Annotated in this window: 22 protein-coding genes and 2 pseudogenes; 18 read left to right on the top strand and 6 right to left on the bottom strand. The window is 35.0% G+C overall.

Annotated elements, in window-relative coordinates:
- A pseudogene (locus tag ES724_RS16505) lies at positions 1–212 on the top strand (hypothetical protein); the annotation flags it as partial.
- A 49-nt stretch (positions 213–261) separates the two neighbouring features.
- Here ES724_RS16505 and brnQ read toward each other — a convergent pair.
- Positions 262–1,548 (bottom strand): branched-chain amino acid transport system II carrier protein, encoded by a 1,287-nt coding sequence (brnQ, locus tag ES724_RS10130; protein WP_146932637.1) that lies wholly within the window; start codon positions 1,546–1,548, stop codon positions 262–264.
- A gap of 133 nt (positions 1,549–1,681) precedes the next feature.
- Here brnQ and ES724_RS10125 point away from each other — a divergent pair, with 133 nt between their 5' ends.
- Positions 1,682–2,443: an alpha/beta hydrolase gene (locus tag ES724_RS10125; RefSeq protein WP_146932635.1), complete on the top strand. Its 762-nt coding sequence runs from the start codon at positions 1,682–1,684 to the stop codon at positions 2,441–2,443.
- A gap of 71 nt (positions 2,444–2,514) precedes the next feature.
- On the top strand, positions 2,515–2,775 hold the full coding sequence (locus ES724_RS10120) for a hypothetical protein (protein WP_146932633.1): 261 nt from the start codon (positions 2,515–2,517) through the stop codon (positions 2,773–2,775).
- On the opposite strand, the gene thiL is transcribed toward ES724_RS10120, so the two are convergent.
- A complete protein-coding gene (gene thiL / locus ES724_RS10115; protein ID WP_146932631.1) occupies positions 2,772–3,830 on the bottom strand; it encodes a thiamine-phosphate kinase in 1,059 nt (352 codons plus the stop codon). The genes ES724_RS10120 and thiL overlap by 4 nt on opposite strands.
- A 245-nt stretch (positions 3,831–4,075) precedes the next feature.
- Here thiL and ES724_RS10110 point away from each other — a divergent pair, with 245 nt between their 5' ends.
- The 14 genes and pseudogenes from ES724_RS10110 (at position 4,076) to hflX (ending at position 15,238) form a co-directional block, all read left to right on the top strand.
- Positions 4,076–4,405, top strand: a complete 330-nt coding sequence (locus ES724_RS10110; RefSeq protein ID WP_146932629.1) for a HesB/IscA family protein — start codon at positions 4,076–4,078, stop codon at positions 4,403–4,405.
- Between the two features lie 31 nt (positions 4,406–4,436).
- Entirely contained in the window at positions 4,437–4,814 is a 378-nt protein-coding gene (locus ES724_RS10105) for a four helix bundle protein (protein WP_146932627.1), read from the top strand.
- A gap of 38 nt (positions 4,815–4,852) precedes the next feature.
- Entirely contained in the window at positions 4,853–6,298 is a 1,446-nt protein-coding gene (gene sufB, locus ES724_RS10100) for a Fe-S cluster assembly protein SufB (protein ID WP_146932625.1), read from the top strand.
- 8 nt (positions 6,299–6,306) lie between these two features.
- Complete coding sequence (locus ES724_RS10095; RefSeq protein WP_146932623.1) at positions 6,307–6,681, top strand: hypothetical protein; 375 nt, start codon at positions 6,307–6,309, stop codon at positions 6,679–6,681.
- Positions 6,682–6,720: 39 nt separating this feature from the next.
- Positions 6,721–7,473, top strand: coding sequence for a Fe-S cluster assembly ATPase SufC (sufC, locus tag ES724_RS10090; RefSeq protein WP_146932621.1), 753 nt, complete (start codon positions 6,721–6,723; stop codon positions 7,471–7,473).
- Positions 7,474–7,661: 188 nt separating this feature from the next.
- A pseudogene (locus ES724_RS10085) lies at positions 7,662–7,905 on the top strand (four helix bundle protein).
- Positions 7,906–7,948: 43 nt separating this feature from the next.
- Entirely contained in the window at positions 7,949–9,265 is a 1,317-nt protein-coding gene (gene sufD, locus ES724_RS10080; protein ID WP_146932619.1) for a Fe-S cluster assembly protein SufD, read from the top strand.
- 170 nt (positions 9,266–9,435) lie between these two features.
- Positions 9,436–10,674: an aminotransferase class V-fold PLP-dependent enzyme gene (locus tag ES724_RS10075; RefSeq protein ID WP_146932617.1), complete on the top strand. Its 1,239-nt coding sequence runs from the start codon at positions 9,436–9,438 to the stop codon at positions 10,672–10,674.
- Between the two features lie 159 nt (positions 10,675–10,833).
- Entirely contained in the window at positions 10,834–11,265 is a 432-nt protein-coding gene (locus tag ES724_RS10070; RefSeq protein ID WP_146932615.1) for a hypothetical protein, read from the top strand.
- Between the two features lie 38 nt (positions 11,266–11,303).
- On the top strand, positions 11,304–11,726 hold the full coding sequence (locus tag ES724_RS10065) for a SufE family protein (RefSeq protein WP_026836720.1): 423 nt from the start codon (positions 11,304–11,306) through the stop codon (positions 11,724–11,726).
- A 1-nt stretch (position 11,727) separates the two neighbouring features.
- Positions 11,728–12,051 (top strand): SUF system Fe-S cluster assembly protein, encoded by a 324-nt coding sequence (locus tag ES724_RS10060; protein ID WP_146932613.1) that lies wholly within the window; start codon positions 11,728–11,730, stop codon positions 12,049–12,051.
- Between the two features lie 37 nt (positions 12,052–12,088).
- Positions 12,089–12,601, top strand: coding sequence for a DUF2480 family protein (locus ES724_RS10055; protein WP_146932611.1), 513 nt, complete (start codon positions 12,089–12,091; stop codon positions 12,599–12,601).
- A 5-nt stretch (positions 12,602–12,606) separates the two neighbouring features.
- Positions 12,607–13,506, top strand: coding sequence for a DUF3078 domain-containing protein (locus tag ES724_RS10050; RefSeq protein ID WP_146932609.1), 900 nt, complete (start codon positions 12,607–12,609; stop codon positions 13,504–13,506).
- A 502-nt stretch (positions 13,507–14,008) separates the two neighbouring features.
- The gene (gene hflX, locus ES724_RS10045; RefSeq protein ID WP_146932607.1) at positions 14,009–15,238 is read left to right on the top strand and encodes a GTPase HflX; all 1,230 of its coding nucleotides are present in this window, start codon (positions 14,009–14,011) and stop codon (positions 15,236–15,238) included.
- 206 nt (positions 15,239–15,444) lie between these two features.
- Here hflX and ES724_RS10040 read toward each other — a convergent pair whose 3' ends face one another.
- The 3 genes from ES724_RS10040 to ES724_RS10030 all read right to left on the bottom strand — a co-directional run bounded on the left by ES724_RS10040 (position 15,445) and on the right by ES724_RS10030 (position 20,149).
- Positions 15,445–15,855 (bottom strand): hypothetical protein, encoded by a 411-nt coding sequence (locus ES724_RS10040; protein WP_146932605.1) that lies wholly within the window; start codon positions 15,853–15,855, stop codon positions 15,445–15,447.
- A gap of 77 nt (positions 15,856–15,932) precedes the next feature.
- A complete protein-coding gene (locus tag ES724_RS10035) occupies positions 15,933–17,327 on the bottom strand; it encodes a DUF5689 domain-containing protein (protein WP_146932603.1) in 1,395 nt (464 codons plus the stop codon).
- Between the two features lie 11 nt (positions 17,328–17,338).
- Positions 17,339–20,149 carry a carboxypeptidase-like regulatory domain-containing protein gene (locus ES724_RS10030; protein WP_146932601.1) on the bottom strand — a complete coding sequence of 937 codons (2,811 nt, stop codon included), beginning with the start codon at positions 20,147–20,149 and terminating at the stop codon, positions 17,339–17,341.
- A 96-nt stretch (positions 20,150–20,245) separates the two neighbouring features.
- On the opposite strand from ES724_RS10030, the gene ES724_RS10025 reads away from it, so the two are divergent.
- Positions 20,246–21,322: an endonuclease/exonuclease/phosphatase family protein gene (locus ES724_RS10025; protein ID WP_246136857.1), complete on the top strand. Its 1,077-nt coding sequence runs from the start codon at positions 20,246–20,248 to the stop codon at positions 21,320–21,322.
- Positions 21,323–21,411: 89 nt separating this feature from the next.
- Here ES724_RS10025 and ES724_RS10020 read toward each other — a convergent pair whose 3' ends face one another.
- The gene (locus ES724_RS10020) at positions 21,412–21,921 is read right to left on the bottom strand and encodes an SPL family radical SAM protein (RefSeq protein WP_211362759.1); all 510 of its coding nucleotides are present in this window, start codon (positions 21,919–21,921) and stop codon (positions 21,412–21,414) included.
- Positions 21,922–22,053: the final 132 nt, after the last annotated feature.

Below are 22,053 nucleotides of genomic sequence, written 5' to 3'. Positions count from 1 at the left end.
TAAAAAGTCTGGAAGGTAAAACAGAGAAACAAAAAAACCACTATAAGAAAAAAGAGCTAAAAAGATATGTTTGGGCGATAGCTAGACTTGGTGGTTGGAAAGGGTATGAAAGCAAAAGACATCCAGGGATAACAACCCTATGGATAGGATTGAAATATTTTAAAGCCGCAATGGAAGGGTGGACCATTCATAAAGATATGTCCACACGATAGGACGCTTCGGGAGATTCAGGATCTATTCTTTTATAAAGCTGAAATATGTTTAGGTTGAAGATTTTAGCGTTTCAAATCTTTGCTCATAAAAATAAGTTCCGAAAAATGCCAGAGTTGCAGGAATCACCCAACCCAATCCATATTCAGATAAAGGAATATAAAGCTGAATGTTTGAGAACAAATCTTCAGAAACCACATATTTCAACGCATCTGGAAGGCTAAAAAGTGCTGTTGCGATTACGGTCACCATCATAACCGATCTAGTTCTAAAATCCGCAGGCATTACATTCAGCAAGATTAAAACTATAGTTAGTGGATAAACCAACAACAATACTGGGAGCGCAATTTCAATGATTGCATTTACAGATAATGCCCCAATTACAATACCTAAAAAGCAGGCCAAAAATACAGTGATCGAATAAACGTGTGGTTTCTTAATTCGCTCTGTCATAAAATCGGCTGTTCCAGTTACAATTCCCACAGCAGTAGTAAAACAAGCCAAGGCAACCAATATTGCGAGACAAATTTGGGCAAAGCTACCCAAGTTAAGAAGACTGATACCCGATAATAGTTCCGTACGTGTTACATCCTGAGGGAATTCTGAATTCACCATTGCTCCGTTAAAAATAAGTCCGCCGTACACCAAAAATAAACCCAATCCAGACAAAATTGCTGCAGTGGTAATTAGTTGATGGATCTCTACAGGAGAATCATAACCCTTCAGTTTTACTGAAATAATTATCACACCACCCACTACTAAAGATGCAATTGCATCGAAGGTTTGATAGCCTTCAAAAAAGCCTAAAAGGATTGGGAGCTCAGTTAAATTAGTTGCCATAGGCTTATATTCAGTAAAGAATCCCGAAAATATAATAGCCAATAACAACATTAAAATAGCAGGCGTTAAGAATTTTCCAATGTTATTTATAACGGTGGATCGTTTTATTACAAACACAAAAACCAGCAAGAAATAGATGATGCTTGTAGTAAGCGGGGAAATATCAAAAAATGGTGCGATAGCAATTTCATGAGTAACCGCTGCAGTTCTAGGGCCAGGCAAAGCCACACTAATTATATAGATAAACATACAGAAGATCAAACTAAAAATGGGAGAGATCTTTTCAGCAAAACTGAACATACTTCCTTGTAGTCTGGCATGGGCAAATATTCCCATTAAAGGCAATCCTACCGCTGAGATCACAAATCCTAAGGCAACTAAATACCATTGAGAACCTGCTAAAAAACCTAAAAAAGGAGGTAAAATTAAATTTCCGGCTCCAAAGAATAATGCAAATAGGGCAAAGCCAACTATTAAACCTTCTTTATTGAATTTCATCTATTTAGACTATTTGTATTTGGCTCGTCGATTGCGATTCACCTGCATTCTTTCCAATTGAAAGTTATAATTAGTTACGGCTCATTTAATATTGCCAATTAAATTATTATAATATATTGTGGAAATGATACAAATGTATAAAAATACCCCACTCTTTTACAGTTCTAAGGGAACAGGAAATCCCTTAGTTCTTTTACATGGCTTTTTAGAGAGCAGCTCTATTTGGGATCCCTTTATTGACAAGCTCTCAGAAAAAAGACAAGTGATCACCATAGACCTTCCCGGACATGGAAAATCAGGGAATTTTGGAGAGACACACAGCATGGATTTGATGGCAGAGGCGGTATTAAATATATTACAAAAACTTGAAGTTAAGGAAGTTACCTTAGTTGGACATTCTATGGGTGGTTATGTGAGTTTGGCTTTCTGTAAAAAATTCCTTATAATGACCAAAGGACTTGTGCTTCTGAATTCTACACCAGAATCAGATAATGAAGAACGCAGAAAGAATAGAGATCGTGCTATTAAGATTTTGAGAAAGAGCAAAAACTCTTATATAAATATGGCAATCTCCAATTTAGTAAGTGTAAAAAACAGGGAATTATTCCCAGAAGAGTTGGAAAAATTAAAGAAAGAGGCTTTAAGCTTTTCAGAAGAAGGAATTATAGCAGCTTTGAAAGGTATGAAAATTCGTACAGACGAAACTTCAACATTAACTCTCTATAACGGCCCAAAATACATCGTTGCCGGAGTTAATGATTCTATACTTAACTTTTCTGATGTTGAAATAGTTGCAGATAAAACAAACTGTATCTTCCTACCCCTTTCTGGTGGGCACTTATCCTTTATAGAAAACAAAAGTGAATTAGAAAAATTTATGTATTTCATCGATTAAAAGACACTTTGTATCGATTAATTAACTTTTTTTTAATACTTTTAAATTTGCAAACAAGAAAAATAGCTTATATGAAATCAAAATCCCCGAAATTATTTTCGTTCGCAGAAGCATATTGCAGCATCTTCGGACATAAATTAAAAGTGTCTAAAAATGTTACAGATCATATTCACGAATATCAATGCGCTAAGTGTAGAGTGGAAATGACAGATACCGCAAATGGCTTACTGGCAAAATTAACCCCGAAATTTAAAGAGACCAATAAGTTTTTAGCTAATTTTTATAAAAGAAGAAGTAGGAGAAGACAGCGTCAGTTTGCAAAAGCCTCTTAATCTTCCGCATCCTTTTCCATCGCATTCCAACCTTTAGCTATTAAAGGAATCTTGGTATTGTCTCTGGTTATTAAATGCATTCCTTCATTTTCTTCTGTCATATGACCTATTATTGAAAAATTAGGATTCGCCTTGATCTTTTCAAAATCGGTTTGAGAGACTGTGAAAAGCAATTCATAATCTTCACCACCGCTTAATGCAATTGTGGTGCTATCTATTTCAAATTCCTCACAAACTGAAATTACAGTTGGATCCAATGGAATTTTATCTTCAAACAGGTTAACTCCCGTTTTAGAATTTTTACATAAATGCATGATTTCAGAAGATAAGCCATCACTTATATCGATCATAGAAGTAGGTTTTACTTCTAAAGATTTAAGTAAGCCTGAAATATCTTTACGAGCCTCCGGCTTCAATTGTCTTTCAATTAAATAGGTGTAGGCATCAAGATCTGGTTGTGAATTTGGATTCACCTTGAAAACCTCTTTCTCACGTTCTAAGATCTGCAAGCCCATATAGGCCGCCCCTAGATCTCCAGTTACTACTAAAAGATCATTTGGTTTTGCGCCGTTTCTATAAACTACATCCTCTTTATCTGCAACCCCTATTGCGGTAATACTAATTAAAAGCCCTTTTGTAGATGATGTGGTATCACCCCCAACAACATCTATATCATATAATTTAGCAGCTAGTTCTATTCCAGAATACAACTCTTCTAAAGCTTCTACAGGGAAACGATTTGAGCAAGCAATTCCAACAGTAATTTGAGTTGCCACGCCGTTCATGGCATAAACATCAGACAAATTTACCATCACTGCTTTATATCCTAAATGTCTCAAAGGCATATAAGCTAGATCAAAATGCACACCTTCTACCAACAAATCTGTAGTAAGGATAGTTTGCTTTCCTTCAAAATTTAAAACAGCAGCGTCGTCTCCAATTCCCTTGATAGTTGATGGTAATTTACTATCAAGATTTTTTGTTAAAAGGTCTATCAAACCAAATTCCCCTAATTCTGAAAGTTTTGTTCTACTTTGTTGACTATCTTCTATCATGATCGTTTAAATTTTAGAATGTGCAAAATAACTGAATATTCTCTCAAAAATCGTTGTTTTAATAGCATTTGTGATTTTAAGATAGTGTAAAGAAAGCTAGTTCCTCATGGATTTACTGAGCTAAAAATAACGAAAAAGCTCATTAGACTTGCCTATATCTCTATTCTTAAAACATATCCCGCAGCTATGGTAAACCGCTTGTTTTGTAGTATATTTGCAGTCAAATTATGACTAATCTTTTAAGTATGATAAAGGTAAGCGAAGACGCAAAAAAAAGGATATCAATGCTTATGACCGATGAAGGTTATAATGCTACAATTGACTTTGTACGCGTAGGTGTGAAAAGTGGAGGTTGTTCAGGTTTATCTTATGAATTGAAGTTTGATAAATCTCAACTAGACGACGATAAACTTTTTACAGATAATGATGTGAAAATTGTTGTCGACAAAAAAAGTGTTTTATATCTGGCAGGAACAATTCTTGAATATTCTGGCGGACTAAATGGCAAGGGTTTTGTATTTAACAATCCGAACGCAGAAAGAACTTGTGGATGTGGTGAAAGTTTTTCACTGTAAAAGAGTTAAGAGGCAAAGAGAAAAGAAGTGAATGGAGCGGTTTAAAACTTTTGAGGACTTGGAGGTATATAAGAAATCCATTTCGTTTACTGTGCAGATTTATGAATTATTAAAAACCAGCAAATTAAGCAAAGAGTTTGCTCTAAACGATCAGCTAAAAAGAGCCACTCTTTCTATAACAAATAATATTGCTGAAGGATTTGAAAGAGATTTTGATAAAGAATATATCAGATTTCTATATTTTTCCAAAGCTTCAGCTGGAGAAGTAAGGAATATATTAAATGTGATGATGGAGGTTAAACTAATTGATGAAAAGAGCTATTTCGAATTGAAAAGTTTAATAATTGAAATTTCAAAACAATTATCCAATTACATTAATTTTATTAGAAAGAGAGCTAGTTTAATTTAACTTTTTCGCTTTTTAACTTATTAACTGAAAATAAAAATATGGCATATACTGAAGATGATTTAAAGAAGGAGCTTGAAACCAAAGAGTATGAGTATGGCTTTTATACCGATCTAAAATCGGAAACTTTTCCTATTGGTTTAAATGAAGATATTGTTCGAGCTATTTCAAAGAAAAAAGACGAGCCAGAATGGATGACCAATTGGAGATTGGAAGCATTTAGAATTTGGCAAGAAATGACCGAGCCAGAATGGGCAAATGTCCATTATACGAAACCAGATTTTCAGGCTATCTCCTATTACTCGGCACCACAAACGGTAGACCCAAATAAAACATTAGACGATGTAGATCCAGATCTATTGGCGATGTACAAAAAATTAGGGATTTCTGTAGATGAGCAAAAGAAAATGAATAATGTTGCAATGGATATTGTAGTAGATTCAGTTTCGGTTGCTACAACTTTCAAAAAAACCTTGGGAGAAAAGGGAATTATTTTTATGAGTATTTCTGATGCGATTAAAGAACATCCAGAACTCGTTAGAAAATACCTTGGGACTGTGGTTCCACAGAAAGATAATTTTTATGCAGCTTTAAATTCAGCTGTATTTAGTGATGGTTCTTTCTGTTATATTCCAAAAGGTGTAAAATGCCCAATGGAACTTTCTACTTATTTCAGAATAAATCAAGCTAATACCGGGCAATTTGAAAGAACTCTTTTAGTTGCAGATGAAGGTAGTTATGTAAGTTACCTAGAAGGCTGTACTGCTCCTTCCAGAGATGAAAATCAATTACACGCTGCGGTTGTGGAGCTTATTGCTTTGGACGATGCAGAGATAAAATATTCTACAGTTCAAAACTGGTTTCCTGGTAATAAAGAAGGAAAAGGTGGAGTTTATAATTTTGTAACCAAACGTGGAATTTGCGAGAAAAACGCAAAGATCTCATGGACACAGGTTGAAACTGGATCTGCGGTTACTTGGAAATACCCATCATGTATTCTAAAAGGAGATAATTCTATAGGTGAGTTTTATTCTATTGCTGTAACCAACAATTATCAGCAAGCAGATACTGGAACTAAAATGATCCATTTAGGGAAGAATACTAAAAGCACCATTATCTCGAAAGGTATTTCTGCTGGGAAATCCCAAAATTCTTATCGAGGATTAGTTCAGATAAATAGTAGGGCAGACAATGCTCGAAATTTCTCCCAATGTGATTCCCTGTTAATGGGGAATGATTGTGGAGCGCATACCTTCCCATATATTGAAGTGAAAAACAAAACTGCTCAAGTAGAGCATGAAGCAACTACCAGTAAAATTGGAGAAGATCAAATTTTCTATTGCAATCAAAGAGGTATAGATACAGAGAAAGCAATCGCACTTATCGTGAATGGTTTCAGTAAAGAAGTATTGAACAACTTACCAATGGAATTTGCAGTAGAGGCACAAAAATTATTGGAAATATCCCTTGAGGGATCTGTTGGATAAATCGAAGAATGAAGAAGTTTCTACTTTTAATAAGCGTTATTTTAATTGCTGTTGCATGTGATAATGAGCCTGAAAAGCAGCCTGAAATGGAGATTACTGAAAAAGTAATGGACAGTATTCAGGTATATCAAGGTGATTTTATCTCTGTTGGAAAAATGGCAGTCTTAAAAGGCGATAAATTCGTTTTTCAAGTGAAAATGGATTCTGTTGCTTTCAAACTAACAGACAGCCTAAATGCTTTCAAAAAAGGTGAAAACAGCATTATTCCAATAAAAGTTAAAGGGCAAGTTAAAGATAATGTACAAGCTACCGGTTATTCAAAATTAATTGAGATAACCGAAGTGGTGGATATAATGGCGAAACCCATTATAGAAAATGAATAAATAATTTATCCGATTTTTTCGGTAAAATATAATAAACACATGCTTAAAATAAAGAATTTAAAGGCCAGCATAGAGGATAAAGAAATCCTTAAAGGAATTAATCTAGAAATTAATCCAGGAGAAGTACATGCTATCATGGGACCTAATGGCTCTGGGAAGAGTACGCTAGCTTCTGTAATTGCTGGAAAAGAAGAATATACAATGACAGGTGGTGAGATCTTGTTTGAAGGAGAAGATCTTGCAGAATTAGATCCTGAAGAAAGAGCTCATAAAGGTGTTTTCTTGTCTTTTCAGTATCCAGTAGAGATCCCAGGAGTTTCAGTAACAAATTTCATGAAAGCATCTCTCAATGCACATAGAAAAGCTCAAGGATTGGGAGATATGCCTGCTAAAGATCTTTTGAAGATGATTCGGGATAAATCTGAAGCATTAGAAATAGATCGTAAATTCTTATCTCGCTCTCTAAATCAAGGATTTTCTGGTGGGGAGAAAAAGAGAAATGAGATCTTCCAGATGGCAATGTTAAATCCTAAGTTAGCGATCTTGGATGAAACAGATTCTGGATTGGATATCGATGCTCTTAAAGTTGTTGCTAATGGTGTAAATAATTTGAGAAGCGAGAATAATGCAGTTTTATTGATCACGCATTACCAACGATTATTAGATTATATAGTTCCAGATTTTGTTCATGTAATAGTAGATGGAAAAATAGTGAAATCTGGTAATAAAGAGTTGGCTTACGAATTGGAAGAAAGAGGTTACGACTGGGTGAAACCAGAGAAAACAGTTTAATAGAGTTTCATTTTGCAGGTTTGAGGTTTGAGGTTATTGAAGCTTAAATCGGCATAAATTTATTAAATCATGGCTTCCATTAAAAATTTTGAATTTGTAGAGATTTGGAATGAGATAATTATAATTTCCAAGTCAACCGATTTAAAATTAGATTTAATAGATCAAATAAAAGTGCTTCGGGTTCTGTAATGGACAATATTGCTGAAGGTTTTGAAAGAGATGGAAACTTGGAGTTTAGACAATTTCTATCTATAGCAAAGTTCCGCTGGAGAAGTTAGATCACAGCTATACAGAGTCTATGATTCTGAATATATTGATGAAGAACATTTAATGAGATTAAAAAATGATTATGAAAGGCTGAGTAAAAAAATTGCCAATTTCATATCATATTTAAATAAAAAAGATTTTCAAGGTGTAAAGTTTAAAACTTGAAACTTGAAACCTGCCTTTGGGCAGAAAACTAGATACGCGCACAATGGAATTAAAAGATAAATTAATATCCTCCTTTATGGCTTTTGAAGAAGCTTTTGATGTGGATACAGATATACATCAATTAAGAAGCGATGCCATTAAGGAATTTGAAACTTTGGGTTTTCCATCTAAAAAGGATGAAGCCTGGAAATACACTTCTCTAAATTCGGTATTGAAATATGATTATAGCGTATTCCCTAAAAAGGAAGATGCTATAGACTATAAGGATATTAAAAAATATCTTATTCACGATATCGATTCTTACAAATTGATCTTTATAGACGGGATTTACTCATCTCATTTATCGCAAACTACACACGATAAAATAGATGTTTGCTTAATGTCTTCGGCTTTAAGCAAGTCTAAGTATAAACCGGTCATAGAGAACTATTTCAATAAAATAGTTCCGAAAAATAGTGGGTTAAACGCATTGAACACTGCTTTTTCTAAAGAGGGTGCATTTATCCATATTCACGATAATAAGTCGGCAGACAAACCAATTCAAATAATCAATTTTTCTACAGGTAATGAATCGGCATTATTGGTTCAACCTAGAAATCTTATTGTAGTTGGAGAAAATTCTCAGGTTCAAATTATAGAAAGACACCAGAGTTTAACAGATCATCCTGTTTTTACCAATTCTGTTACCGAAGTTTTTGCTGAAAAGAGAGCTATTGTAGATTACTATAAAATTCAAAATGACAGAGATTTTGCTTCGTTAATTGATAATACTTTTATTGAACAAAAAGAAGAAAGTTATTGCTATATGCATACATTTTCTTTCGGTGGAAAATTAACCAGAAACAATTTGAATTTTTATCAAAAAGGAGAACGTTCTGAATCTACTTTAAAGGGTATTACGATAATTGAAGGTAAGCAACATGTAGATCATAATACTCTTGTGCACCATACTGCACCTAATTGTGAAAGCCACCAAGACTACAAAGGCATCTTCGCAAATAATTCTGTAGGTGTTTTCAATGGTAGGGTTTTAGTAGATAAAGACGCACAAAAGATCAACGCATTCCAGTCCAACAATAATATTTTATTGGATGATAAAGCTACCATCAACTCGAAGCCTCAATTAGAGATCTTTGCAGATGATGTTAAATGTAGTCATGGTTGTACAATTGGACAATTGGATGATGATTCTTTATTCTATATGCGTTCCAGAGGAATTCCGTTAAAAGAAGCTCGTGCCCTTTTAATGTACGCTTTTGCTAATAATGTATTGGAAAGCGTGAAAATTCCAGAGATTAAAAAGAGAATTACGCATCAAATTGCGCTTAAATTAGGAGTTAAATTAGGTTACGATCTTTAATCCCTCAATGAGGGTTTAATCCCACGTCCAGATAGGTACCGGGATGCCTCGAATTTTTTAAAGTGTTTTCCTCCCGAACCATCGGGAAATACCTTGAAGGCTTGTCCTGAACTTATTGATTTAGGAATGGACTTTATATTATTATTTCTTAAGACTAAAATTTAATCCTTATGAAAGCTGTTGCCAATAAATTGCCCTTAGATATCGAAACTATCCGTTTAGATTTTCCAATCTTGAAAAGGAAAGTAAATGGGTATCCTTTGGTATATTTAGATAATGCAGCGACTTCACAAACACCCCAGCAAGTTATAGATGTAATTGTAGATTATTATTCCAATTACAATGCTAATATTCACAGAGGGGTACACAGTCTTTCTCAGGAAGCGACAGATAAATATGAATCTGCAAGAAAAAAGATTCAGCAGCATTTTAATGTGGCCAATTCTCATGAGATCATCTTTACTTCTGGAACCACGCATAGTATTAACTTAGTGGCGAATGGATTTGCTCAAGAATTAGAAAAAGGGGACGAAGTAATAGTTTCTGCATTAGAACATCATTCTAATATTGTGCCTTGGCAAATGCTATGTGAAAAAACAGGCGCCATTTTAAAAGTAATTCCAATGACCCAAGAAGGGGAACTGGATATGGAGGCTTTTCACAAATTGCTTTCAGCCAAAACTAAAATGGTTTTTGTAAACCATGTCTCCAATGCTTTGGGAACCGTTAACCCTATTGAAGAGATCATTGAAGCTACCCATAAAGTCGGAGCTGCTATTCTAGTAGATGGCGCACAAGCTGCACCACATATTAAAGCAGATCTGCAAGCTTTAGATGTTGACTTTTATGTGGTTTCTGCTCATAAAATATGTGGCCCAACAGGAGTTGGAATGTTATACGGAAAAGAAAAATGGCTAAATAAATTACCTCCTTATCAAGGTGGTGGTGAAATGATTGCTACAGTAAGTTTCGAAAAAACTACCTATGCAGAGCTTCCTCACAAATTTGAAGCCGGAACTCCCAATATCTGTGGAGGAATTGCTTTTGGCGCAGCGATAGATTACATGAATGCTATAGGTTTTAAAAACATTGCTGCATACGAGCATCAATTACTAGAATACGCGACCAAAGAACTTCTTGAAATTGAAGGAGTAAAGATCTATGGCACTTCAAAAGAGAAGACTGCCGTAATTTCTTTTAATATTGAAGGGCTTCATCCTTATGACATTGGTACCATAGTAGATAAATTAGGTATCGCCCTTCGTACAGGTCATCATTGTGCTCAACCGATTATGGATTTCTATAAAATTCCAGGTACTGTGCGCGCTAGTTTCTCTTTCTACAACACTTTTGAAGAAGTAGATCTTTTTATTGGCGCTATTAAAAAAGCGAAAATGATGCTTCAGTAGCGTAGCTATAAATCATAAAAAAAACATTGCATTTAAACATCTTTTTTTATTAGGTGCTTGAAAGGCCCTTTCAAAATGTTCAATGGAGTTCTCTAATTAGCTGATAGTTTTTGTATTTTAACTCTTCAATTAAAATAATTTCATTTAAAACCTCCCATTATGAAACTTATACTCCTACTTCTATTCCCCATACTAATGGCTGAAACCTGTTCTCAAAATAATGAACAGAACAATGAAATAAGCTTTATATATGAAACGATGACTCGTGGTTCTCGAGCTAATTACACTTTGACGCAAGAAGATATTAAAGTAGTTAGAAACATGGGTGGCGAAACTAAGGCTTCAGAAAAAATGACGTCTAAAGACTGGGATAACTTAATAGAGAAAATGAAAGAAATAGATGTCCCTAATATCAGTAAGTTAAAGCCGCCAAGTGATAAAAGAACTTTTGATGGTGCCGCGCATGCCGTTCTAACTATTAAGAAGGGGGACCAGGTTTATAGGTCAAATTCTTTCGATCATGGCAATCCGCCTTCAGAGTTAAAATCATTGGTTAAAGCTATACTAAGATTGGGAGAAACAGTTGAATAGCAAATCTCGTTATTGTACTTTTGCATAAAATATCAGGTATGACAATACAAGAAATACAGGAAGAAATTGTTGATGAGTTTTCTATGTTCGACGACTGGATGCAACGATATGAATATATGATCGAGTTAGGGAAATCCTTGCCTTTGATCGAAGAGAAATATAAAGTTGAAGAGAATTTAATTAAAGGCTGCCAAAGTAAAGTTTGGGTACATGCCGATTTAAATGGTGATAAACTGGCTTTTAGTGCAGATAGCGATGCTATAATTACTAAAGGAATTGTAGCTATTCTTATTCGTGCCTATTCCAATCAGCATCCCACAGCTATTTTAGAAGCAGATAATAAGTTTATAGATGAAATAGGTTTAAAAGAGCACCTTTCTCCTACCAGAGCTAATGGCTTAGTTAGTATGATCAAGCAATTAAAAATGTATGCAATCGCATATCAAACGCAATTAGATTAAAATGGAAACAGAAATAAACACTCAGGAATTGGGCGAAAAAATAGTAAGAGTTCTAAAATCTATTTACGATCCAGAGATACCTGTAGATATTTACGAACTTGGGCTTATCTACGACGTAATGGTAAATACAGATTACGATGTAAAGATCTTGATGACCCTAACTACGCCTAATTGTCCCGTTGCCGAAAGCTTACCGAAAGAAGTAGAAGATAAAGTGAAGACTTTAGATGATGTAAAGGACTGTGAGGTAGAGATCACTTTCGATCCACCTTGGACTCAGGACCTAATGAGTGAAGAAGCAAAACTGGAACTTGGAATGCTTTAATAATTTTCAGCGATAATTGAAATTTTTAAAATAACCTATGTCTACAGAAATAATTAATAGAGTTGCCAATAGTAAACTAGTCACTTTTGATCTGGAAGATTTCTATCCTAAAGGGGAGCGGGTGCTTTTCGATATTAAAGACTGGCTTCTTGAAGGATTAGTGCTGCGCGAAACTGTATTTAGAGAAAAAGCATTGGCCCATGATTGGAGCAAATACCAAGACAGCTATGTTGCTTTGCTATGTTCTACAGATGCGATAATACCAGCTTGGGCATATATGCTACTAGCTACACATTTACATCCTTTCGCTAAAAAGGTGGTTACAGGTGATCTTGAATTACTAGAAACCGTAATCTATACCGAAATCATCAAGGATTTGGATGTTTTTGCTTTAGAAGGAAAACCGATCATAGTAAAAGGTTGTTCCCACAAACCAGTACCAAAAAATGCATATTTATTATTAATAGAAAAATTACAACCTGTTGCTAAAAGCATATTGTACGGGGAGGCATGTTCTTCTGTTCCATTATTTAAACAAAAAAAAGCTTAGATAAAATGAAGAAATTATTACTTGCCTTAGCGGTATTTGTTACTGCTTCGTCTGTAAATGCACAAGACAAAAAAACACAAGATGTACCACCTAATGGATGGTCTACAAATGGAAATGTGCAATTGTTATTTAATCAGTCTGCTTTCAATAAAGAATGGACAGGGGGAGGAACCTCTAGCATCGCAGGAAACCTTACCCTAAATTACGATTTCAACTATAGAATGAATGATTTTACTTGGGATAACCGAATTCTTGCAAATTATGGTTTAACCAAATTGAAGGATGATGAGTTTGTACGAAAGACTAGTGACAGAATAGAATTTAATTCTATTGCGGGGAAACAGATCCAAGAAACAAAATGGTATTATTCTTATTTCTTGAATTTTAGATCGCAAATTGCTAAGGGCTATGAATTTAGTGAAGACACAGAAACAGAAGAAACCATTAGAACAGAAACCACCCATTTCCTATCTCCGGGATACCTCCAAACAGGCCCAGGACTCTTATGGAAATATAATGAGAATTTAAGTGTAAATATAGCACCAGCTACTGCCAGACTAATTTTTGTAGATGACGAATTTACAAGTGTTCCTGGATATGTAGATGGAGATTACTTTGGAGTTGACCAAGGAAAGGCTACCAGATTTGAATTTGGTGCTTCTATTGGTGTTTATGCTGAAATGTTCTTGTTAGAAAATGTAACTGCAGAGCATACCTTAAATCTATATTCTAATTATTTAGACAAACCGGGGAATATAGATATAGATTATTTATTGAATGTGAATTTGAGCATTAACAAAAACCTATCTGCTAACGTAATATTCCAAGCAATTTATGATGATAATACCGTGGGTGCATTTCAAATTAGAGAAGTGTTCGGACTTGGGATTAATCACAAATTCTAATAAGCCGCATTCAAATTAAATTTTTCACATTGAGCCTGTCGAGATGTGAAGTTATATTATAAAGATCCGGAGCATTAAATGTTCCGGATCTTTTAGTTTAATATGGTTTTAGAATCCAATTAAATTATATAATCAATGTCTTCACGACACTAGAAGGGATCTCTAGTTAATTGATTCTGCTTTATTGAGATTCTTCAATCCACTACATTACCTTCAGAATGAACTCTGTTTAAAGGCGCTAGACTTGTCACATTTCCCGAGGGATCGGGATGTCGAAATGTGGTTTTCATTAAAAAAGCGTTTCTCGACTTCGACCAAAACATTAAACAAATGTCATCCCGAATGCAATGAGGGATCTCACAAAATTAAACTCCACTTCATTTAGATCCTAAAGCAGGCTCAGGATGAAATCGATTTCAAAATAAATTTTCATATAGTTAAATTTTTGTTGAATAATCTACTCTAAGATTCCGGTTACAATCTATTGTGTAACTTTGTGATTATGATAGAAAAGAATGATTTAACATACGAGAAAACTGTGCTTATTGGAGTTGTTACCCAGCAGCAGAGTGAAGAAAAACTAAATGAATATTTAGATGAACTTGAATTTCTAACATATACTGCTGGTGGCGAGGTTTTAAAGCGTTTTACCCAGAAAATGGAAAAGCCGAATCCAAAGACATTTATTGGAACTGGAAAGATTGAAGATGTTAGAGTTTTTATTGAAGCTAACAATGTGGGAACTGCCATTTTTGATGATGAACTATCACCTGCACAACAAAAAAACATAGAAAAGATCCTTGATTGTAAGATTCTGGATAGAACGAATCTAATATTAGACATCTTTGCACAAAGAGCTCAAACCAGTAATTCACGAACTCAGGTAGAATTAGCACAATATCAATATCTATTGCCAAGACTTGCCGGAATGTGGACTCACTTGGAACGTCAGCGTGGGGGTATTGGAATGCGCGGTCCTGGGGAAAGAGAGATCGAGACAGATAGACGGATTGTAAGAGATAAAATCACCTTGCTTAAAAAGAAATTGGAAACGATAGATAAGCAAATGGGCGTGCAGCGTGGAAACCGTGGAGCAATGGTTCGCGTAGCGCTTGTAGGTTATACGAATGTGGGGAAATCTACCTTGATGAATGTGATAAGCAAGAGCGAGGTCTTTGCTGAAAACAAATTATTTGCAACCTTAGATACCACTGTAAGAAAAGTAGTAATCAGAAATTTGCCTTTTCTTCTAACCGATACGGTAGGTTTTATTAGAAAATTGCCTACACAGTTAGTAGAATCCTTCAAATCTACTCTGGATGAAGTTCGGGAAGCCGATCTTTTATTGCACGTGGTGGATATTTCACATCCAAATTTTGAAGATCATATTGAATCTGTGAACCAAACCTTGGCGGATATAAAGATTACCAACAAGCCGACTATTATGGTTTTCAATAAGATCGATGCTTTTGTGGAAGAAAAAATAGAAGAAGATGATCTTGTTACAGAACATACTCAAGACCACTATTCTTTAGAAGATTGGAAACGCACCTGGATGAATAGGATGGGTGATAACGTATTGTTCATTTCAGCACTGAACAAAGACAATATGGAAGAATTCAGGAAGAAAGTTTACGATACTGTAAGAGAGATTCATATTACCAGATTTCCATATAACAACTTGCTTTATCCAGAATACGAATCCATTACTGAGGACCAAGAAGAGGAATAAGTTTTCCCAGAAATTATATTTATAAACCTGCTATCTATAGTGTAGCAGGTTTTTTTAGTTTCTTACGCCACTCACCGGGTGGGTACAAGGTTGTATTTTGGCTTGGGGTTAAGGTGAGAAAATGGTGTTATAAAGGTAAAAGTTCTAAAACGGATCCTGTTTACTAGGTTTGGTCTCCAAATTACGCTATCATATACAAATTGCTGTTAGCGCTGTAAAATCGCCTCCACCGGTATAAGAAATGGTTCCTCCGGCACCGTAGTGAGGCTAAATATAATTCTATCTTCCAAGGGCAGGTACTGGATTTGGATATCGCGCATCTCCCTTTCTTTTCCTGTTCCGCTAAGAAGACTTCCCTTAAAAATGTTTTCGGTAATTTTTACTAAAGTAACCGTATATTCTTCCTCCGGTGTAAAACATTCTATAATTTTTCTTTTGAAATTCTGAATACAATGTACACCTGTTACCCTGTCTTTTGAAATATGGTTTAGAGTAAGAGAATAAACCACCTGCCCATTATTTGAATTCCACCGCCATTTTCCGGAAAGATCCTGAGCCTGAGTGGAAGTAATAAATACAAATAACAGTACCGCTATCAATAGTAATTTTTTTACCATATAGTATAAAATAAATAATTAAAAAAGAGGGGATATTTGCCTGTCTTAAATATAGTCAAAAACAATTAAAACAAATCTTAATTTCCTGTTACTCTTATGTTATCAATATCGTAAGTCGTCGTTTTGTCTGGCGCCGCACCAAGATATTTGAAGGCCATATTTATGGTTCCTTCTAAACAAGAAATATCGATCTTGGAGTTTTTAAAGTTTGTTCCAAATTGGCTGGTGGGTCCAATGGGAATAGTAGCATCTAATAATTGCCACTCTGTGGTAAGTGGATTCCCTGTAAAACTGTTTGTTATTAATACGGAAAGAAAGATTCCATTATCATAGGAAGCTTTAATATCAAAACTTAAAACTTCATTAATTGAATTGTTTAGATAAATTCCCGGGGTTATTAGCCACGCTTCCAATGGGTTTTCATTAGTTTTAAAAGCAGATATTCTAATATATCTATCGCTATTTAAGATCCCATCTTCAAATCGTTCGTTTCCTCCGTTTACATTAATATTTGTCCACCCTCTGCCGTCAAGCATGTTTTCATTGCTTATTCCAACAAAATTCTCTTCAAACAAAACTTTTGAGCCTACGCTTAAGTTCTCTCCACATTTCAAATAATTTGGATCACATCTGGAGTCTTCTTCAAATTGTAAATTTTCTGGAGAATTAAGGATCACAACAAAATGATCATCATAAAAGTTACGAGTTAAAACTCCTTCAATAGTTCCAGAAAACTGAGGCAACAACAACGACTTAAAATCTGAAAAGGTGCTAGTGCTTAAGAAACTTGAGCTGCCCGTCTCACAGCTCTCTATTTGGCGTTCTCCGTCAAATCTATCAGTCACCTCAGCCGCAAATGTAAAGCGTTGGCCTTCCCTAATTAAGTTTTTGTTGAATTGAATATTTTCTAAACGAATATAAAGGTTCGTATAAGCTTCAGAAAAATCTAAAATATCAAGACTTGCAGGTTCAATTTCTGAAGTGATAGAAGATCTAATAAGATGTTCATCTATCAATGATTGAGGAATCGCAACTACATCTCCTCTATTTTGGATCCCTAGTTGAAAAACCCCATTATTAAACCACAAACTAAGGCCTTCTAATTTTATATAGATTTTCCTACCAAATTCATAAGATTCAAATAAAGAAGTCTCATCTAATAAAATTTGAATCCCAGATGTAGGATTTGAAGACTTGTCCTGGAGTACTAGTTTTTTATAAAAATTCCCGGCTTCATCACTAGAGATAACAAAACCTTCGATAAAAGTTTCCGTATTTTGAAAGTTATAAATTTGAGCTGTAGTAGGATTATAGTTCCCTTTAATTGCAGAAATGCTTGTTAGATTTCCATTAAATGCATCTACAGCTTCGTTAGTCTGCGGTATCTCAAAATCATCTGTTTTCACACAAGATGCCAATGCTAGAATTGTAATAAATAATACAGTCCGCTTTAAATATTTAAATCTCTTCATCTTCTTATTTTTTAAAATCTCACATATATATTAGCATAATAGCTAGACCCCGTTCCATACCAATATTTGGAGCCAAAAACAGGTTGCTCCCTATCTCTATCTTCTTTTAGAGTTCTAAAATTCGCATTTCGAGATTGCTCGAAGCCTCCTGTCTTGTAAACTACATCCAAGATATTATTGATACTTATAAAAAATCCGATGTAATTATTCTTAATTCTCCAGGATTTTCCTCCAACGGCATTCAATAATAGATAATCATCAAATTGCTCCTGCTTTAAGAGGTCTTGAGCAATATTTTCGTCATAGTTTAGAAGTGGAAGTCCGTCTGAATCGGTTGCAAAATTGCTGGTTCTAGCTAGCGGACTAACATCTGCAAAAGCATGAGAAAAATAATTGAGCGTTGTGCCAAACCACCAGAAATCAGGATCGCGATATTCAAAACCTAATTGTGCAGCTCTTTGCGGTCCACCTGCAATTCTATAGTTTTTTAATTTAGACTCTCCATAATTCTGAGCTTCAGTAAAATCATCGGAAGTGAGCGTTAAATTTGGATTGCTATTATAAACAAACTGACCTAGAGCAAGGGCACTTTTTAGTTTTAAAGTAGAAGTAACTTGGGCTTCAAAACCCATTTCTAGTCCTATATGTTGTTTATCTATTCCAAAAAGTATTTCCTGAACAAATGCCGTAGTACTATTTCTTCCCAATCCAGAAAGCCCATCGGCATAGTAAAATGAGATTTCTGTAGCATCATTAATTTGAGTAAAATAACCAGTAATTCTAATCTTTATCATCGAACTTCTAAAAATATAACTAGCATCTGCAGAATAAATTTGTTCGCTTTTTAGGCCGGGAATAGTGTTATTGTTTTGTCTGGAATTAGAGAATGAATTTCTTAAAGTTGGAGGTTTTGTGAAATACCCTGTGTTAACTTCAAATAAATGTTTCCCAGATAGTTTAAACACAGAACCAGCTTTGATGCCATAATCTGTAAAATTCAATTTCTCGCTTTTTCCTAAAGAATTATCCGGAAAGTTCCCATTTTGAAACAGACCTTCCCTTTGATAAAAGGTTTGAGATACTTGGGCCGCTAAATAAGAATCTAGTTTTTTAGATTTGAATCCTGCATTTACAAAGGCCTCAGCAGAACTTGCTTGCCATTCAAAATTATATTTAAATCTTTCTCCTTCTTCGGCAATCCTGTTTAGGTTCAATAAATCACTTTGCGCCCTATTTCCTTCAGAAAAGAAATCTACATCCAAATATCCGGTTCCTCCTAGAAGATCTTTTACCTCCGAGTAGTTTTCACTGATTAAGTAAGAAAATTTCAGTTTTCCATTAATTAATATCGATGGGTTTATAGATGAAGTTAAAATAGTGTTTACATTTATCAACTTATCCTTTGTAACATCTTCTGCAACAACATAAACAGAATTTCCACCACTATCAAATGCCGTTTCATTGGCATTGTATAGTGAATTCCAATCTATTTGTCCATCCTTTTGAAATTCCTGTTGCGCCAAATAGGCCGCTTCATAATTCTGATTATCTTCAAACCTTAGAAAGTAGCTTGGTAGTTTTTGATAATATGATGGGTCTGGATTACTTCCACCTCCCACAAAACTTTCTTGCCCATCTGGCTGAATTACCAGTCTAGTGCCTCCAAAATCTAAACGAGAATTTCTTGTAGTCCCGAATTGGTATCCAATATTTGTATTGAGTCGAGTTCTTTCTGAAACTTTCCAGAAATGATTCAGCATCAAAATTGGCTCTTGGATCTCTTTTAATCTGCTATTTCTTATTTCACCATTCTGAAAACCCCAAAAGGAATTGTACTTTCTTCCCTTTAGATCGAATACTTCCTGAGTATTAGCTGAAGATTTTCCGCGAGTATTTGGAGTATAAAATGCAGTGAAATTTAAAAAATGGTTCGAATTCAACCTTTTTTCAACTGAAGCAAAAAATGAATTGGCATCGTATAGGGTGCCGTCAATGTAGGCTTCATTTGCAAACCTCCTTGCCAAACCAACAGAATACCACCAGCCACCTTGTTTTTCTCCAGAGTTATAATTGCCCATAATTCGCCCGGTATAGCTTCTGTTCGCTCCGGCATAAGAAACTTTCGCGCCTTTAGCATATTTTGAGGCTCGCATATTAATATTAGTGTTCCCCGCCACTTGTCCAAAAGTGGTTTCTCCGGGAACTAAGCCATTAGCAAAAACCTGATTTCGTTGCAAATCATTTAGCCCTCCCCAATTACTCCATTGTGGTCTTCCATCAAAAAATTTATTCATCTCGATGCCATTAATAGAGACCGTACTATATTCGCTTCCAAGTCCTCGTGGTTTAAAGAAAGTTTGACTAAAATCGAATGCTGCGGCATTTAAAAACACATCTCTGCTAGCATGCAGCAAACCGGCAATATTATCGGCTCCACTCTGGTCTTCGCTTAACTCAGATTCACTTAAACTTATGGTGGCTAACTGAATTTGTTCTTTCATAAGATCTGGTTGAAGCGGGATGAAATCTAGCTGTTTATTCCCGTTAGTATTTAAATTAACCGGGAAGCGAAGCGTGTTGTATCCAGATCTTGAAATTTCAAGAATATAATTGCCCGTATCTAAAGTGATCTCAGAAAAAATAAAAATTCCTTCAGTATTTGTTTTTGAAACATAGGCAGTCCCTTCCAGTTTCAGAATTACTCCTGAGATTGGATTATCGGACAAGGCGTCCACTACGGAACCTGTAAGGGAGGTGTTTTGAGCAGAAATCTTGAGAATGCCCAGAAGCATCATAAATAATAAAAGCTTTCTGCTTTTCATTATAAATCACTCAATTTCAGCAATTAAGGTAACCTTTTTATTAAATTAATTTGAAATTAAATGTACTTTCACTAATAATTTAACTTTTAATAGAACATGAGGAACATTTCTTCTATTATTATAAATTTGAGAAGACTTGTAATTACAATGATTACAGTTCTTATAGTTACATCTAGTTCCTTGGGTCAAGAGAGAAAGAATTATAATATTTACACCGTAGCTTTTTACAATGTTGAAAATCTTTTTGATACCGAAGATGATCCCTTAATTTTCGATGATGATAGAACTCCGCTAGGGAAAGATGTTTGGACTCCTGAAAAATATCTGGATAAAATAAAAAATATTGCCCGTGTGATCTCTGAAATTGGAGTGGAAACTTCTAAAACTGCGCCTGCTATTATAGGTTTATGTGAGGTCGAAAATTTGCAAGTGCTAGAAGATCTGGTAAGTCATCCCCTCTTAGAAAAATTTAATTATCAAATAGTACATTATGATTCTCCAGATATGCGTGGCATAGATGTGGCTCTTTTATATCAAAAATCTTTATTTACGTCCGATGATTCCCAGTCCAGAAGGTTAATGCTTTATGATCTGGATGACCCTACAAAGAGAATCTTTACCAGAGATCAGTTAGTGGTTTCTGGAAAGTTAAATGGAGAAGCAATAAATATAATTGTGAACCATTGGCCATCCCGAAGCGGTGGGGAAGCAAAATCCAATTATAAAAGGGAAAAAGCAGCTTATTTAAACAAGCAGATCATAGATTCTATTTATCAAAAAGATCCTTATTCTAAGATCATCACAATGGGTGATTTTAATGACGATCCTACTAATAAAAGCTTTAAAAAGGTTTTAAAAACAAGCAATAATCGTAAAACCATCGCGGCTCAAGAGATGTTCAATCCTATGGAAAATTTAGCCAAGCAAGGAAAAGGTTCTTTAGCCTATAGGGATAGTTGGAATTTATTCGACCAGATCTTGATTTCTGAATCTTTATTAGGCAGCCGCAGCGGACTTCAATTTTACCAGGCCGGAATTTTTAACTCACAATATCTGATTACCCTAAACGGGCAATTCCGTGGATATCCTTTTAGAAGTTATGATTATAGCGGTTATACCGGAGGATTTTCAGATCATTTCCCTGTCTTTATATATCTGGTAAGCGAAGAATAAATTCAACATTATTTCCTTCATTCCAATTTAAATAATTAATTGCGAGTCTACCTTGCCTGTGCATCGCTTATTAAACCCTCAATGAGGGATTAAAACAACTTCATCTGTCCATCTTTGTATTGTTCATGAAGTTCACAATTGAGCTTTGGCATTTCTCTTCCCGATAAATACTTCTTTCGGGCGATCTTAAATTGTTGAGAAACCTGTTCTGCTAAGTTTCCTGAGCCTTTCATCCGCCTTCCAAATTCACTATCGTTCAAATTTCCACCATGACATTCTGCAATTTGATGCAATACCTTATCTGCTCTATCTGGCATTGCTTTCTGGATCCAATCAGTAAATATCCCACCGATAGCTCCATTCAGCCTTACCATGGTATAACCAACTCCTAAAGCGCCATTATCAGCAACGGATTTTACAAGTGACAGGATCTCATGACTATTGATTCCCGGAATAATGGTCATCATAACACTTACCGAGATATTATTTGAAGCTAAATGGTTTAGAGTTTCCAATCTCTTTTTAATTGTGGCGGTTCTTGGCTCCAGGAGCCTAAGAGTTTCTTCATTTAAAGAGGTGATAGAAAGATGTACTTGCACCAATAGATGTAGACACTCCAGTGGCGTGGAATTTTGGATGAAGGTTTTTTAGCTTAACGATTTTTTTTATAGGAACAAATTTAATTTTTTTCTGTTAAATCCGCTATTTCCATTTTACGTTGTTATTTGCCG

The sequence above is a fragment of the Gillisia hiemivivida genome (genome assembly GCF_007997295.1).
GTDB classification, from domain to species: Bacteria; Bacteroidota; Bacteroidia; order Flavobacteriales; family Flavobacteriaceae; genus Gillisia; species Gillisia hiemivivida.
This window is presented reverse-complemented; position numbering and strand designations above follow the sequence as displayed.